Source organism: Undibacterium sp. RuTC16W (assembly GCF_049339445.1).
Lineage (GTDB): Bacteria > Pseudomonadota > Gammaproteobacteria > Burkholderiales > Burkholderiaceae_D > Undibacterium.
The window spans coordinates 962,776-977,967 of sequence record NZ_JBMPPE010000001.1 but is presented as its reverse complement, the minus strand read 5'-3'; the positions used below and the strand labels follow the sequence as shown (position 1 = coordinate 977,967).

Here is a 15,192-nt window from a genome sequence, read left to right as displayed (position 1 = left end):
AACGAGTTAGTCCTTGATCTGCCATCCGATTTTCGGCGACAAGAAGAAAAAAATTAAACGAAAAAAAGCAAACGCTCTTTTACAAAAAAACAAGTAATGATTTTTTATTGGATAAGTGTATGAAATTGAATGCATTGAATAACAAGTTAGTCGTGATACGTAGTGTACTGGCCAGTATTACCGCATTAGCACTGGTCGCTTGCGGTGGCGGCAGTGGCCCGGCGGGCACGGTTCCGGGAATCAATTCTGGTCAGGGAGTTCCTACAACAAGCTCACAGTCGCCTAAAGTCACACTCACTCTGACAGATGTGAATGGTTTGCCTGCAAACACTATGACTAGTGCCAAGCCTTTGTCTGTATCAGCAACGGTAGTGGATGAGCGTGGTCAGCCGGTCTCGAATACATTAGTGGCATTTAATGTAGATGCATCATTAGCAGTGCTTTCTCCCTCTTCAGGTACGGTCGCCACCGATGCATCTGGTATCGCAAGAGTCAAAATAACTCCGGTATCAATGAGTGCTGCGGGCGGTGGTTTGCTCAAAGCGGTTGCGATGGTCGGTGACAAGACCGTATTACAGCAAGTTGTTTTCTCTGTTGGTGCAAGCAAAATCACCCTGAAACTGGTGACACCTACAACGAATACAATGGTTCTAAAAGCCTACGATTCAACCGTTGTGACGATGGATGTATATAGCGACGGCGTGCTACTGACCGATCCTGTTTCTCTTACGATCACGTCTGTGTGCGGTTCTATTGGTAAAGCGACAGTACCTACCGCTGTTACGACAATAAATGGTCGCGCCCAATTCGTTTATCGTGATCAAGGTTGCGCCCAGAACGACACACTGATAGCCTCAATGGCAGGTACCGACGCATCTATCACGACTAATTTTCAGATCGGCAGTCCTAACATTGCTTCGATTGAAGTTAACAGCGTCGTGCCTGCCGACCGCTCAATCGTGATCAAAGGCGCGGGTGCCAGCGGACGTACAGAAACAGCGATCATCAAATTTAAAGTATTGGATCAGTTTGGTAATCCGTTGGCGAATCAACTAGTCACTTTCAACACGATTTCTACCAAAGCAGTCACCCTGAATAAAACGTCTGACACCACAGACGCATCCGGCCAAGTCGTGACCGTAGTCAATTCCGGTACTGAGCCAACGGCTGTGCGCGTACAGGCGACTTTACCAAACGGTTTGTCTACTATTTCCGACACCATTTCAGTCACGACAGGCATACCGACACAAGCCGCGTTTTCATTGAGCGCAAAAAGCTATAACATCGAAGGCTTCAATTACGATAATACGCAAACAGATGTGAACATCTTGCTAGCCGATCAATTTGGTAATCCTATTGCTGATGGAACTGCTGTTGTATTCCAAACCGACAGCGGTGCAATTGGCAGCTCCGATCGTGGCGGATGTACGACGGTCAACGGTGGTTGCACGGCAGTATTTCGTAGCCAAAACCCACGCTATGCATCAGATGCAACCGCACCGCAAAAACGTGCAGGTTTGGCCTCTATTACCGTGTCTGCCTCTGACAATAGCAATGTACCGTTGACCGGAAAACTGGCGATTTTCCTGAGTGGCAGTTTTGCATCCAACATCACGCGGATTCTGGAAGACGGCTCGTCCTACCCAGTCAATGGCTCAATTGCCTTGACCAATAACGGTTGCAGCTCTATGCCGGTTCGTCTACGTCTAAGCGATAGCCGCCTGAATCCTTTACCTAGCGGGACAAATCTTTCATCAGGCGCGTTGGATAATCTGGACGTCAGCGATATTTTTCCGTCAGTCATTCCAAGTATTAGTCCTCAATTTGTTGGCGGTATCGTGACAGGCGACCAAGGCAGTGTGCACTTTATTCCTGTGAAACCAAGTGCGGGCGTCTGCGTGGTTGGCGGTCCGAATCGCACCACAGGCAATGCCGTAATTCAAGTGACCACGCCCAATGGAAATGTAACTCCATTGGTCATCACCATGACCTTCCCAAGCGCCTGATTCTCACTGACACAACTGGAAAATGTTAACGCAGAAGCAGACAAGCGGTTCCGTCAGCGATTGTGTCCAGCCACAATATCTCGGGCTCGCCGTTATGGCGAGCCTTGACCGACGCTGGCTGTTGGCAGTCTACCTAATTGTTCCTGCTACAGTACTTACCATCGTGCTTGATCATTGGGTGTTTGGGCAAATACTACGTGTCGCTATATTGCCAGTTATGCCAGAGCAGTGGCCACTATGGGTAATCATCTTTGGCTTGCCCCACGTGGTGGCAGGCACGCTGACCATGGTAGATAGTGACTATTTGCGGCACTACCGAAAGCAATTTATCCTACCGCTAATCCTATATAGCACGGTTGCTCTGGCAGGCGTTTTGGGACCATCCCTAGTGCGTGTTCTGGTACCCTCTTGGCTCGGCATCTATACGATCTACCATCTGCTGACGCAACAGATTGGGTTAAGCTTCACGATGTTACGCCCGTCACGCCTGATGCTGTTCTGGAAGTGGATGATCTTACTCACTGGTTTTTTGCTCTATGCCGGAGTGTATGTGGGTGCGAATATTCCTGATGCCACCATCGGCGGTTATGATCCGTATGCGCTTTGCGTGATTTTTTCTGGTAGCAGTTTGTTGTTGTTGACCGGGTCTTCTTTTTTTCTGTTAAAGACCGTGACTGCGCCCGTCGGCGCACGCTATCTATGGGCGAATGTGGCAATGATAGGGAGTGTGTTTTTTGCGTTTGTTTTCGGATACACGATTTTTATCGTCATCATCCCACGCGTGATTCACGATCTGACAGCATTTTTAATCTACGCCAACCATGACCGCAACCGGAATGCGTGCACGCCGCACAACTACTTATACCGACTTACACAATCCCTACCATTACCTTTTTTTCTGATCTTACCTTCAATTTCTATCACACTCGCCTACCTATTACAGGCAAGTCATCATTGGCTATTTGCAACAATCATCTATCTGCTTACCTTCATGCATTACCATACCGAGGCAATTGTATGGCGTCGCCCTAATTTGCACCGGCAGCACCTTAACTTTGCTTGATTTTTCCGTGTTTCCAGTTTGCATAAGCCTATGTACTCGTACTCAAAGAATTTGAATAACTGGTCCTGGCTGTCGGTAAAGATTCTACTAGCAGTCGTGTTTGGCACTGCACTGACGTTATCTTTTGCACCGTCGGACGCCTGGTGGTTCTCACCATTTTGTCTGATGGGTTTATTTCTTTTGCTAGCAGAGACATCAGTATGGCAAGCGAGTTTAATCGGATTTAGTTTTGGTTTAGGTTGGTTTGCCTCGGGTTTCTGGTGGATGGTACCAGCACTGAATCACTATTCTGCAAGTGGTCTAGTATTTTCATTTTTCTTAACCAGTATTCTGGTTTTATATCTCAGCCTATTCCCGGCACTAGCCACAGCTCTGTCAAGTTATTACCACTGGAATCAAACTACTAAGCTTACCGAAACCACATTACATTGTGCGGCGATTGCCGTCGTATGGACATCCATGGAATGGTTGCGTGGCTGCCTGTTTGGCGGTATGCCTTGGCTTATAACAGGTTATGCGCAGGTGAGCGGCCCTTTTGCTGGTTTCGGACCGCTAATCGGCGCATTTGGGCTGAGTTTTTTAAACGCACTGGTCGCTGCCTTATTCGCCAATATTCTGGGGGATCTGAAAAACTGGAAGAAAAAAATGGCGTTTTGCATCCTTGTAATTTTAAGTATTGGGATGGGAGGCTTACACCTGCAATCAATTAGCTGGACCAACGATACGGGTCGTACTTTATCTGTTCGCCTGTTACAAGGTAATCTGGCTCAGCACGATAAATTTACGCAAGAAGGTTTCAATCGCGCCTTGTCACTGTACGGAAATTTAGCCAACAATAGCAATGCTCAATTAACTGTACTACCTGAAACGGCCTTACCTTTTGAATGGTTTTCTTTACCAGAAAGCGTGGTGCCAACTTGGAAAAAAATCGCACGCGACCGCAATACGGCGATCGTGATTGGTACAGTAGTCGCCAAACCTGGTTCATCCGGAGGAACGGACGACACCACCAACAGCGCCGTCGTAGTCACTCCAGAGGCTACCGAGAATTCCTACAACTACCGATATGATAAATTTCATCTCGTACCATTTGGTGAAACAATACCAAGCGGTGCCGAGTGGATAGGAAAACGGTTGAACTTAAATTTTGGGACATTTGTGCCAGGCGAAGAAATGCAGAAACCATTAATTTTGCCAGGTGCCATTGTCGCCCTTAGTATCTGTTTTGAAGATTTATTTGACACAACAATGGCACGCAAGGCGCAAGATGCAGAAGTAATATTAAATATCACTAATTTTGGCTGGTTCACGGAAACTTATGCACCAGCTCAACACTTGCAGGCAGCTAGAATGCGCGCATTGGAAACTGGGCGTTGGTTTATTCAAGGATCGAATACAGGAATGACCGCACTCATCGACACGCATGGCATCATTCACGATATATTGCCGGCGGATATGACGGGTGTATTGGATGGCTCTGTGCAATTGTTTACTGGGTCGACACCATTTATGCGTTATGGCAATACCCCTTTACTGACCTTTTTTATGTCACTAACGGGTTATATAGTTTTCCGGTCAATAAAATCAAAGAAAGCAATGAAAAACGTATAGCTCCGGTCTTACCTTTGCGTAACCTTGGTAGTTAAAAGTTTAAACAACAAAGAGCAACGTCTCTTTATCTTTACACAGACCTTAATGTGAGCGAGCCTTCCAGGCAGCACGCGTGATGTCGTACACCGCCGTGTCCATCTCGTACCATCGTTCGATACCGCGATACTGCATACCCAGTTTTTTCATGACGTGAGCGGATGCCTTGTTATCCTGATGGCAGACAGCGCAGAGCAAGTCGCCTTTGAGGGTATCGAATGCAAAGCTTGCCATGGCCTCTGCTGCTTCTGATGCGAAGCCTTGACCCCATTTATCCTGACGCAAACGCCAGCCGGTCTCCAGAGGATTGGCCGGATCTCTGCCCAAATGCTGAATGCAGCCGGCGCCGATAATTTGCTCGCTCTCCAGTTCGACAAAGCTCCACCAGGAAAACCCGAACTCCAGCCAGCGTGCTTTGACGCGCTCTATCATGGCGAGCGTGTCGTCGCGGGTATCTGCTTTGCCTGTGATATAACGCATCACCTCAGGATCACTGTTCATCGCGAATAAACCATCGGCATGCGCATCTGTCATCGGTTCCAGACGTAGTCGTTGAGTAGTGAGTATGGTCATGTAAGTTAATTTCTAAGTAAAAATATAACCGGAATTTTAAAGGAGATGATGCCGTCTATGAGAAAAACCGGATTAAGGCAACGACACAAATTCACATAGGCTTGAAGCGCCATGCATAGGCCTGACTGACTTTGAGTTTTTCGCTGCAACCACGTAATTCAACGGTGTATTTACCCATCTCATCCCGATGCGCCCTAGAGATCGCATCGGCGCGTACGACGACGCTGCGATGAATTTGCCAGAACGATTCCGGATCCAAACCATCGACAATTTCTTTCAAGGGCTTGCGTACATGGGCTTCATCATCGGTGCTGACAACGCGCGTATATTTTTCGTCCGAGCTGAAGAAGAGAATTTTCTCTACCGGGAACATCTTAATCGTATCGCCGACACTGGCGCTGATCCAGCGTATCCGCTCCGCCGCGGGGGCACGCAGACGCTTGTCTAATTCCAGCATGAGCTGACTGACATCGGGGGCGACCTGTTTGCTGGCAAAGCGCTCTTGCAAGCGGGCCACGGCCTCTTTTAAGCGTGGAGCAGAAACCGGTTTTAATAAATAATCGACAGCACCGGCGGCAAAAGCATCCAGCGCATGGCTGTCATACGCCGTGGTAAATACCGCATGGCAGCGTCCTTTGACGGCGTGGGCAACGTCAAGTCCCGACATGCCGGGCATACGGATATCGAGAAATGCGATATCCGGTGCATGTTGATGAATCGCTTCCAGTGCATCAGCGCCGTGCTCGCATTCAGCCAGAATCACCAGCTCTGGCCAGATCTCGGCCAGCATACGGCGCAGCTCTTTACGCGGAAGATCTTCGTCGTCAGCAATGATAGCGGTAGTCATAACCTGTCCTTATTTATTGAGTCAGAGGTAGGCGAATAATCGCGGCAACACCGCCCTCGGCACGGGCCTTCAGCACCAGTTCGGCACGCTTGCCGTACATGGCGCTCAGTCTCTCGTGGATATTGGCAAGACCAATGCCGCTGCCCGAAGTCGAGCCGCCAAAACCAACGCCGTCGTCGGCGACAACCAGTTCCAGCATCGCTTCGCCTTGCTGCATAATGCTGCGGGCTGTGACGGCGATATGGGCTGGGCCAATCTTGGGTTCAATACCATGTTTGATCGCATTCTCGACTAACGAAATCAGCATAAGCGGCGGCAAGGCGGCATCGCTCACATCAGACTCCACACTAAAACTCAGGCGTGGAATCCTGGCTTGCATCAACGCCAGATACGCACGCGCCGCCTCCAGCTGCTGTGCCAGCCGCGCCTGCTCAGAGCTGCCGTCGCTGCGCATCTGCGGAATCGTGGCGCGCAAGTAATCGACCAGATGATCCACGATCGCCGTAGCACGGGCAGGCTCGGTCAAAATCGCCGAACGCACTCCTGCCAGCGTATTGAATAAAAAATGTGGCTCGACCTGCGCAACCAATACCGATAAACGCAATTCCGCCTCGCGCCTGGCACTTTGCTCCAGTTGTAGCTCTTGTAATTGCAAAGCTTCCAGCAGGCGTTTACGCTGACGAAAAAATAGCCAGAAGTCGACGCCGCCACCGACATAGAGCAAGACGCTCGCCATCAGGACAAAACTCACGAACTTACCGACCATCACACCGGCATCTGCGGGGTCTTCTTCTTTGTCTTCCGTCTCGGCTTTGGTATCGGCGTTACTATCTAAAGATGTCGCCGGACCACCACTCGCTGATGCTGATGCTGATGCTGATGCTGATGCTGATGCTGATGCTGATGCTGAATTCAGCTTATTGCCCGCATGTTTCGATTTACTACCAGATCCTGACGATGCGCCGATGCTGATGGTGATATTGCCGTCGCCATAAGAAATGTATTTAGCGAGATAACGTGTACCGTCAAATATGCCGTAACTCACGGCAGCGCCGAGTAACAAGATGCCGATCAGCAGGATGGCTTCTTTGGTTTCTTTATAGGCTTTTTGCCTGACCCATACCGCTCCGGCGGTGCCGAGCAAATGTAAGGTGGTAAAGCCCAAGGTCGTCGGAATCGCGACCGTCAAAAACTTTCGCATATCGGAACTCAGCACCCACGCGATACCGGCAATCACCACCAGCGCCGGTGCAAGCACGCCAAACCATGCCAGCGAGCGGTAACGATACCAGGTGCGGGAAAACACAGGATAGTTACGCGCACGGGTTAGCCAGGTATCGCTTTGCAGCGAAACTTCTGAGGGCAAGGGCTGGTCTTGCAAACGGCGTTCAGTATCAGTATTGGGCAAAATCGTTGTCATGGCTAATCCTTACGTTGATGCTGCCAATGTAAGGCAATGAAAGAGACTGTTGGAAGAATGCGATGAAATCTGCTCTGGCAGGATGAACCTGCACAAAGTCGGGACGGAAGCAGAGGACTTATTCTGCGGCGGGGCTTTCATCCAGTTTATTGAGCTTATCCGCTACCCCTCCCGTTCCACCCGTTTCATCAGCGGGCTTGGTACTTTGCTGTTTGGCGAGGCGGATGATGGTATTGCGGATCGAGGTCAGGACGGCGACTGAGTTAAACGGTTTCACGATAAAACCCTGAACACCGCGCTGCTTGGCGGCTTCCAGCGTTTGCGCATCGATCTTTGCCGAGACCAGAAAAACTAGCGCCTTGGGTATTTCCGCGCGGATGGTATCGAGTACGTTTAATCCACCCTGATCGGTTTCACCGATATCAACACAAATTACCTGAGGCCTGAGCTTGACCATGCGCGCCAGGGATGCGGGGCTGATGTTGCCGTCACCGATCACTTCATGACCGCCGTTGGTCAATACCGAACTCAGCAAATTACGTGCGACCGCTTGATTATCTAGGATGACCGCTTTTAGCATGGCAGATAGGATTTGTGGTGTCAGAAACATCATAAATGAAAAGCATCGACTTGTGCCAATTTGTACCAGACACAAATCGATCAACGATATTAATGGTACTAGGGTAGAGTATCAATAACAACACGTCGATTCCGCATATAAACAGTGCGGAATCGACGATGAAATCAACATACTCCCCTATTTTTCGCTATTCATCACTCATATAGTAACAACCTGAGCTGGTGATAGCACACCGGAGCGCTGCTTCAGCCCAGGTTTGAGACCTGGCTTGATGCTTATTTTGTTGTCTCAACTAGTGGTGGGGCGTTTTTCACATGCTTGTCCAGCCAGCGATCCTGCTCCCACAGCATCTGCAAAATCGATTCACGCGCGCGGTAAGCGTGGCTCTCGTTAGGCAGCATGACCAGTTTGGTGACTGCCCCCAGACCTTGCAAAGCCTGATACATGCGCTCGCTCTGGATAGGAAAGGTCCCGGAATTATTATCCTGCTCGCCATGGATAAACAAAATCGGGTCTTTGATCTGATTCGCAAAATTGAATGGTGCCATGGCCTGATATACGTCTTTCGCTTCCCAGAAATTTCTGTCCTCGGATTGAAAACCAAAGGGCGTCAGGCTGCGGTTGTAGGCACCTGAGCGGGCAATTCCGGCGCGGAACAAGCGCGTATGCGCCAGCAGATTCGCGGTCATAAACGCACCGTAGCTGTGACCGCCGATTGCGATCTTGTTACGGTCCGCCACGCCCAGACGCACGACCTCGTTGACGGCAGCCTCGGCGTCCATTTTCAGTTGCGGCAGGTAAGTGTCATTCGGTTCTTGTTTACCTTCCCCGACGATCGGCATTGCCGGATGATCGAGCACCGTGTAACCGCGCGCCAGCATAATTTGCGGCCCCCAGTAACTGATACGGTTAAATTTATAAGGCGAATCTTTGACCTGTCCTGCTGCTGCGGCAGATTTAAACTCTTCCGGATAAGCCCACATCAGCATGGGTCTAGGGCCGTCACGTTTGGGATCGTAGCCAGGTGGCAGATACAAGGTCGCCGACAGAGCAACGCCATCAGCGCGGGTGTAATTGATCTGCTGTTTTTGCACTCCTTTAAATTGCGGCGTCGGATGCGGAAACTGCGTCAATGCGCGCAGCTCGGCATGACCCGTCAGATCGCGCAAGTAAAAATTAGGCCGCTCATCGCTAGCTTCACGGCTAGTGATAACCTGCTTGCCAGCATCATCCAATACCGTCAATACATGCTCGTAATACGGTGCGGCAGAGCGCCACAGACGCGTGCTTTGTCTGGTCTTCATATCAAAGCTATCGAGGAAAGGACGATCGCCCTCAGGACTGGCACCGGCACCGATCAGGAACAGGCTATGACCATCCGCCGCCGTACGCAGCACGGCACGACCAAACTCATTGATACGCTTGGACGGACTGCCGGGATCGGCGTAACGGTCCTCAGATTTATGCGAAAACAGTAGCTCGGGCGGCGTGGACTGTGCCTGCTGTGCTGACGATCCGGGCGAAATCCGCCAGGTCTTGAGGTCGCGGGTCTTCCACCAGAATTCTGTCACCAGAGCGAGATCATCCCGACCCCAGTCCACATCCGCGAAACGTGTTGCCAGATCTTGTAATTTTTGTGGTGCTGCATCGAACGGGGCGGCTTGCTGAAACAGACTGTCGCGGATTGTCGCCTCGACATTCGGATCGCCTCCGTCCTGTGCCTCGGCCCAATACAAGGTAGCAGGCTGATCACTGCGCCAGCCGTAATTACGCGGACCGGTCTGCACCGCATCATTGCCCGGCGGCAGGCGATCACGTAATGGACGCTCGGTCATGGTTTTCAGTTTTTTCCCCTGCATATCCCACATCTCAACCAATTGCGGAAAACGCGAAATCGGCAGCATGTTGGAATACGGACGGCGCAGCTGTGTCGCCAGAATATATTTACCATCCGGAGAAGATTGCGCCGCTAGCAAAACCGTGGCCTGACCGATACGTTGCACCTCGCCTTTAGTCGTGACGACGGCAAGCTGGCTTTGCAATTGCCAGTCCAGCAGATCAGCGTCAGCGGGTGATTTCAGCATGTCGGGATAGGTACGGTTTTGCGTGACTTTGCCACCCAGACTTTCTTGCGTATTCGGACCAGCCGGTGCGATGGGCGCGACGGGGGCAGCAGCCTGCTTCAACGGATTCAGACGTACCAGTAATTTTTGTGGCGCTTCTGCTTTATCAGCACGGCTAAGGCCGTTCAGCCAGCTAAATCCGGCTCCCGCGACGGCATTCAAAGGCTCTTTGATCAGGCGATGTGCACTGGCCTTGTCTACATCCAGCAACCATAACTCAACACCCGTGTCGCTCCAGCGACTAAACGCAATCCAGCGCTCGTCTGCCGACCAGGCAGTATCGGCGATACGCGGATTGGCAGGCAGCCCGGTGATAGTGCGTATCTTGCCGGAAGCCACATCCAGCAAGGACATGCCGTCACCAAACTCGAAACGGCTGGCGGTGCGGAGTTTGCTGTTAATGCGCAAACCTGCCAGCTTTAGCTCCGGTTGCGCAACATCGGCAATCCCGGGCAAGCCAGGCAAGCTCACCAGCAAGGCGACTTTACGTTGCGGCCCCATCTGGAATGACGGGCCACGCGGCGCGTCAACTACGGCTTGTAATTCGGCGGCAGGTAACTGATAAGTAGTATTCACGGCAGGACTTTCGGCGGCGCTTGCTGAGGCGGGCAACAACAGACTAAGGCCTGTCAGCAGCGGTAAAAATAATTGAATCGGTGTGGGAACCATCATGATCATGCCTCGAAAAAGAAAAGACGGCAGCGAGCTGCCGCCGTTGCCTTTGTTAACCTCGCCTTAGGCTCGAATTAGATTCGAATTAGATTCGAATCTAATTCGGGTTAGATGCAAACTGGGTCCGGCGAACCGATCAACCGGAACCATAAAACAAGACGGGTCAATGCGGAAAACTCTGTCAGATTCTGCCGCATTAACATGCCTTTATTTTGTCACAGGCGGTGCGAAACCATTCGCCGTAATATCCAGCTCAGTGACCTCGCCGTACTGCGCTGCAATACCGCGTATCGCTTCTGCCTTGCCGATTAATAATAATTGCAGCTTATCCTTAGGGAAGTGCTTATCCACTAATTGTCTGGCTTTTTCTGGCGTCAGACTATCGACGTCGCGCATAAAATTGTCGATCTGTTCACGACCGACTCTGGCAACATACATTTCACTCAGCAAACCAGACAGTTGTTGGTTGGTTTCAAAGCGTGGCGGATATTGTCCTTTGACATAGGCCTTGGCAGAATCCAGCGTTGCTATATCAATGCCCGCATCAGCGCCTTTATTCCACAGACGCTGATAAGTTTTGTAGGCCAATGCCAGCGCCGCCTCGGTTTTTGGCGTGGCCGTAAAACTCGATACGGCAAACGTTCCGGCCTGAGATAGCGGAGAAAACGCACTGTTTGCGCCATAAGTCAGGCCAGAATTAACGCGTAATTCGTCGTTTAACCAGGAGGTAAACCGACCGCCCAGAATCGTGTTCAGCACTTGCAGCGGGACATAGTCAGGATCGTTACGGGCAATCCCTGCGCCACCGAACAGGAAAGTCGTTTCTACCGCGTCAGATTTATTCACCAGCCAGACCCGCGCTTTGTCAGCCTGCACTTTGCCATTGTCGGCAGGCTTGGGCAGAGTACCTGCTGATTGCCATTTGCCAAACAGGTTTTCCAGTTGCGCACGCATTGCCGTGGCCTTGAAATCACCGACCACGACGAGTGCCGCATTATCAGGACGATAGAAGTTCTTATGGAATAGTTGTGCATCGGCGGTTTGCAATGCGGTGACGCTATTCACCGTTCCGCTACCGGCATTCGCATAGGCACCGTTGCCAAACAACATGCTGCGGAAATAGTTCTGTGTAACGTTGCGCGGACTCTCTTTCATTTGCTTGAGACCATCGACCGTACGCGCACGCAGTTTGCCAAATTCTTCCGCATCAAATTGTGGGTGCTGAAGTACATCCGCAAAAATCGGCATCAGCACTGCAGCATCGTCTTTGGCAAAATCCGCTACCAGCGACGTTGACTCTGCTCCGGTCGCGCTGCTGATTCGTGCTCCGCGAAAATCGAAACTTTGATCGATCGTTTTTTTATCAAACCTGGCGCTGCCAAGTAACAAAGCATCTCCGGTCAGGTTGGCGAGACCGTTCTGCTGTGCGTCACTGACCGCGCCGGCTTTGACTACAGCGCGCACTGCGATTAAGGGAACATCATGGCGTTCCATCAAATAGACAGTCAAACCGTTCGACAGTTTGCTGGTTTCAAATGCCGGCAAGCGAAAATCAGCCGCAGTGGCCGATGTCATCACAGTCGCCGCACTCAGCAAAATCACGGACGTCATGCCCGGCACCAGAATATTGAGTAATTTATTAGTCATTGTCTTATTCCTCACTCGCCGCTAATACACCGACGGTGCGTTGTGATTTTTTGAAATATTTTGTAGCGACATTTTTAATATCGGCCACACTCAGTTTGCGATAGGCATCCGGTGCCTCAAAGGATTTTTTGAAGTCGCCGAAATACACTTCATACTCACCGAGCTGGGCGGCTTTACCATTGATGGTTTCTTGTGCGCGATAAAAATTCAGCAGCTTCTGATTCTTCACCTTTTGCAATTCGTCTTCACTGACACCGTCTTTCATCAGCTTGTCGAGCTCAGCCAGCAGCGCTTGCTCAACTTTGCCAGCCGGTACTTTGTTCGCAGCTACGGCAAAGAAATTGAACAGGCCAGGATCAAAAGCTTTGCCATGATCGGCACCGACACTGGTTGCCAGGCGCGTATCTACCAGTACCTTGTACAGGCGCGACGTTTTACCATCGGTCAGGATGCTGGATAAAACGCTGAGTGCGTAGTAGTCAGGATGATTGGTCGCTGGCATCTTATAAGACACCATCAGATTCGCGCTGGTCGCGGATTCTTTAAGGACAAACACACGACGCTCGCCTTTTTGCTCAGGCTCGACGGTCCGTACTGCCGGAGGCAAGGCACGCTGCGGGATTTTGGCAAAATACTGTTCTGCCAGACGTTTGACTTCATCTACTTTGACGTCGCCAACGATAACGGCAACCGCATTATTCGGCGCGTAGTAGACATTAAAATAGCGTTGCAGATCGTCTTGCGTCCATGATTTGATATCAGACTCATGACCGATTGTCGGAATCGCGTAAGTGTGTGCGGTAAAAGCTGCGGAATAAACTTCTCCCCACAAGGCGCGCAGGTTCGAATTCTCCAGGCCGGTGCTGCGCTCGGATAGCACCACGCCGCGTTCACTCTCAACCATTTTTGGATCAATCGACAGGTTCGCGATACGGTCGCTTTCCAGATCAAAAATTGTCGGTAATGCCGCCGCCGGGAACCAGTCCTGATATACCGTCAAATCATTATTGGTGTAGGCATTATTGGCACCTCCACTGGCTTCCATGACGCGATCGAACTGTTTGGGGCCGAATTTTTTTGAGCCATTGAACATCATGTGTTCAAAGAAGTGCGACAAGCCGGTGATGCCCGGTACTTCATTGCGCGATCCGACTTTCCAGTAGGTGTACATATTCGCGTTCGGGATGGTGCTACTCTCCAACACCAGAAATTTCATGCCATTCGGCAGCGTAAAGGTTTTGACCTGATCGGCGCTCAACGCCTGGGCACTGCCCGCCAGACCAGCCATGCTCACGAGCAGACTGCCGGAGACAAGTAGGGTTTTCCACTTCATCTTGATGTCCTTTTTTGTTGATGTTGTTATTAATACGTTGTTGATATTTTTGTTAATGTCTTTGTTGATGTCTTTGTTGATGTCTTTGTTGATGTCTTTGTTGATGTCTTTGTTGATAAAGCGATGCTCTTATTGGAACGGAAGGACACGGATTCGTTCCGTCTTTTTGTGACTCATTAGCATTGGACTTATGTAAAAACCAGAACTTCTCACCACAGAGACACGGAGACACAGAGAAAAGACAGGGGTAAGCGGCTTCATGGAATACCGATTAAAGGGTTTTTAGAAATTCACAAAACGAATCCGCAAGCGCAGTGCGCCTATTGGCACGAAAACCCTTGGAAAGCCGCGTCCAGCCTGCGGATTCAATGTGTAGGATAGTCAACAAACTGTCATTTTGCGTAAATCCTCACCTGGTAAAAATCGCGAGTCTAGTCGTCAGTCATCCAGAAAAAAACCGTGGTCAGGCGTTTGCTCTGATCATCATGACCAAAATAACGGGTCGCGCTGTGTACCAGATTGGCTTTGTACACGATCAGCCTGTTGTACACATTTCGAACCCGCAAATCCTCTTTCCAGGCTTGTGGCGGTAAAAACCGGACTTTCAGGGCATCGACCAAGTTTCTGTGTGGCGCGGGACACAGATTACCGCTCAGAGTGCCGTCGGGATAACGCAAGCGAAATACACTGGTACCAGCGTCCTCCGGTGCATCGGGATTGAGATAGATAACCGCGGCATAGCGGCAAAATATCCGGCTATCCGTATGAGGGCGAGCCACACTTTCGGTTTCGCCGACCATTTGCGCGACATTGTGATCCAGCTTTAGTCCGCCCGGTGCTGTGGTGACCCACAATTTATCTTTGCCTGTCGCGGCCTTCACCCAGTCTTCGATGACCGCAATTTCATCCGGCAGCAGTGCTTCATGTACGCGTTTGCCCGGCCAGGTCTCTTGCGCATAGGGCAAACCCAGTTGCCAGTCATTGCGCGCCAGAATACGCGCCCTGACCGCGTCGGGATCAGCCAGCGCGTTGTCTAATATCCAGTAATCCCGCCCCTCTTCTAGCTGGACATAAGGTAAAGAAGGACGTGGGAGCAAAGAACTCATGTGCAGCATCTGCCTTACAAGTGAAAGAAAACCATGTGGAACACTTTCCACAATGCGCAATTTGGTAACGCTAATGACAATCCAGCACCAGATTGTCAGCAAGAGTGCGGACGATTATTTCAGAGCAGTAACTAAATGGCAATGTTTATCTTTATCTAGTTTAGGTAAATGATCC

11 protein-coding genes are annotated in these 15,192 nt (G+C 50.6%); 3 read left to right on the top strand and 8 right to left on the bottom strand.

Annotation, left to right across the window (positions count from 1 at the left end; genetic code table 11):
* The first annotated feature begins 119 nt into the window (after positions 1 to 119).
* Genes ACO0K4_RS04330 through lnt form a run of 3 tightly spaced genes read left to right on the top strand, consistent with a single transcriptional unit; the run spans position 120 to position 4,680 of the window.
* Positions 120 to 2,006, top strand: a complete 1,887-nt coding sequence (locus ACO0K4_RS04330; RefSeq protein ID WP_422955361.1) for a hypothetical protein — start codon at positions 120 to 122, stop codon at positions 2,004 to 2,006.
* Between the two features lie 22 nt (positions 2,007 to 2,028).
* The gene (locus ACO0K4_RS04325; RefSeq protein ID WP_422955360.1) at positions 2,029 to 3,069 is read left to right on the top strand and encodes a hypothetical protein; all 1,041 of its coding nucleotides are present in this window, start codon (positions 2,029 to 2,031) and stop codon (positions 3,067 to 3,069) included.
* A 51-nt stretch (positions 3,070 to 3,120) separates the two neighbouring features.
* Complete coding sequence (gene lnt / locus ACO0K4_RS04320; protein WP_422955359.1) at positions 3,121 to 4,680, top strand: apolipoprotein N-acyltransferase; 1,560 nt, start codon at positions 3,121 to 3,123, stop codon at positions 4,678 to 4,680.
* A gap of 81 nt (positions 4,681 to 4,761) precedes the next feature.
* On the opposite strand, the gene ACO0K4_RS04315 is transcribed toward lnt, so the two are convergent.
* The 8 genes from ACO0K4_RS04315 to ACO0K4_RS04280 form a co-directional block, all read right to left on the bottom strand.
* The gene (locus tag ACO0K4_RS04315; RefSeq protein WP_422955358.1) at positions 4,762 to 5,289 is read right to left on the bottom strand and encodes a GNAT family N-acetyltransferase; all 528 of its coding nucleotides are present in this window, start codon (positions 5,287 to 5,289) and stop codon (positions 4,762 to 4,764) included.
* A gap of 91 nt (positions 5,290 to 5,380) precedes the next feature.
* Complete coding sequence (locus ACO0K4_RS04310) at positions 5,381 to 6,136, bottom strand: LytR/AlgR family response regulator transcription factor (protein WP_422955357.1); 756 nt, start codon at positions 6,134 to 6,136, stop codon at positions 5,381 to 5,383.
* Between the two features lie 13 nt (positions 6,137 to 6,149).
* Complete coding sequence (locus ACO0K4_RS04305; protein WP_422955356.1) at positions 6,150 to 7,556, bottom strand: sensor histidine kinase; 1,407 nt, start codon at positions 7,554 to 7,556, stop codon at positions 6,150 to 6,152.
* A gap of 118 nt (positions 7,557 to 7,674) precedes the next feature.
* A complete protein-coding gene (locus ACO0K4_RS04300; protein WP_422955355.1) occupies positions 7,675 to 8,169 on the bottom strand; it encodes an ANTAR domain-containing response regulator in 495 nt (164 codons plus the stop codon).
* Positions 8,170 to 8,411: 242 nt separating this feature from the next.
* Positions 8,412 to 10,931 carry a prolyl oligopeptidase family serine peptidase gene (locus tag ACO0K4_RS04295; RefSeq protein WP_422955354.1) on the bottom strand — a complete coding sequence of 840 codons (2,520 nt, stop codon included), beginning with the start codon at positions 10,929 to 10,931 and terminating at the stop codon, positions 8,412 to 8,414.
* Between the two features lie 207 nt (positions 10,932 to 11,138).
* Positions 11,139 to 12,578 (bottom strand): M16 family metallopeptidase, encoded by a 1,440-nt coding sequence (locus ACO0K4_RS04290; RefSeq protein WP_422955353.1) that lies wholly within the window; start codon positions 12,576 to 12,578, stop codon positions 11,139 to 11,141.
* 4 nt (positions 12,579 to 12,582) lie between these two features.
* The gene (locus ACO0K4_RS04285) at positions 12,583 to 13,911 is read right to left on the bottom strand and encodes a M16 family metallopeptidase (RefSeq protein WP_422955352.1); all 1,329 of its coding nucleotides are present in this window, start codon (positions 13,909 to 13,911) and stop codon (positions 12,583 to 12,585) included.
* Between the two features lie 431 nt (positions 13,912 to 14,342).
* Positions 14,343 to 15,017, bottom strand: a complete 675-nt coding sequence (locus tag ACO0K4_RS04280) for a DUF6445 family protein (protein WP_422955351.1) — start codon at positions 15,015 to 15,017, stop codon at positions 14,343 to 14,345.
* Positions 15,018 to 15,192 lie beyond the last annotated feature (175 nt).

Coding starts and splice junctions, on each gene's coding strand:
- ACO0K4_RS04330 (WP_422955361.1), top strand. CDS start 120: ATGAAATTGAATGCATTGAATAACAAGTTAGTCGTGATACGTAGTGTA.
- ACO0K4_RS04325 (WP_422955360.1), top strand. CDS start 2,029: ATGTTAACGCAGAAGCAGACAAGCGGTTCCGTCAGCGATTGTGTCCAG.
- ACO0K4_RS04315 (WP_422955358.1), bottom strand. CDS start 5,289: ATGACCATACTCACTACTCAACGACTACGTCTGGAACCGATGACAGAT.
- ACO0K4_RS04310 (WP_422955357.1), bottom strand. CDS start 6,136: ATGACTACCGCTATCATTGCTGACGACGAAGATCTTCCGCGTAAAGAG.
- ACO0K4_RS04305 (WP_422955356.1), bottom strand. CDS start 7,556: ATGACAACGATTTTGCCCAATACTGATACTGAACGCCGTTTGCAAGAC.
- ACO0K4_RS04300 (WP_422955355.1), bottom strand. CDS start 8,169: ATGATGTTTCTGACACCACAAATCCTATCTGCCATGCTAAAAGCGGTC.
- ACO0K4_RS04295 (WP_422955354.1), bottom strand. CDS start 10,931: ATGATGGTTCCCACACCGATTCAATTATTTTTACCGCTGCTGACAGGC.
- ACO0K4_RS04290 (WP_422955353.1), bottom strand. CDS start 12,578: ATGACTAATAAATTACTCAATATTCTGGTGCCGGGCATGACGTCCGTG.
- ACO0K4_RS04285 (WP_422955352.1), bottom strand. CDS start 13,911: ATGAAGTGGAAAACCCTACTTGTCTCCGGCAGTCTGCTCGTGAGCATG.
- ACO0K4_RS04280 (WP_422955351.1), bottom strand. CDS start 15,017: ATGAGTTCTTTGCTCCCACGTCCTTCTTTACCTTATGTCCAGCTAGAA.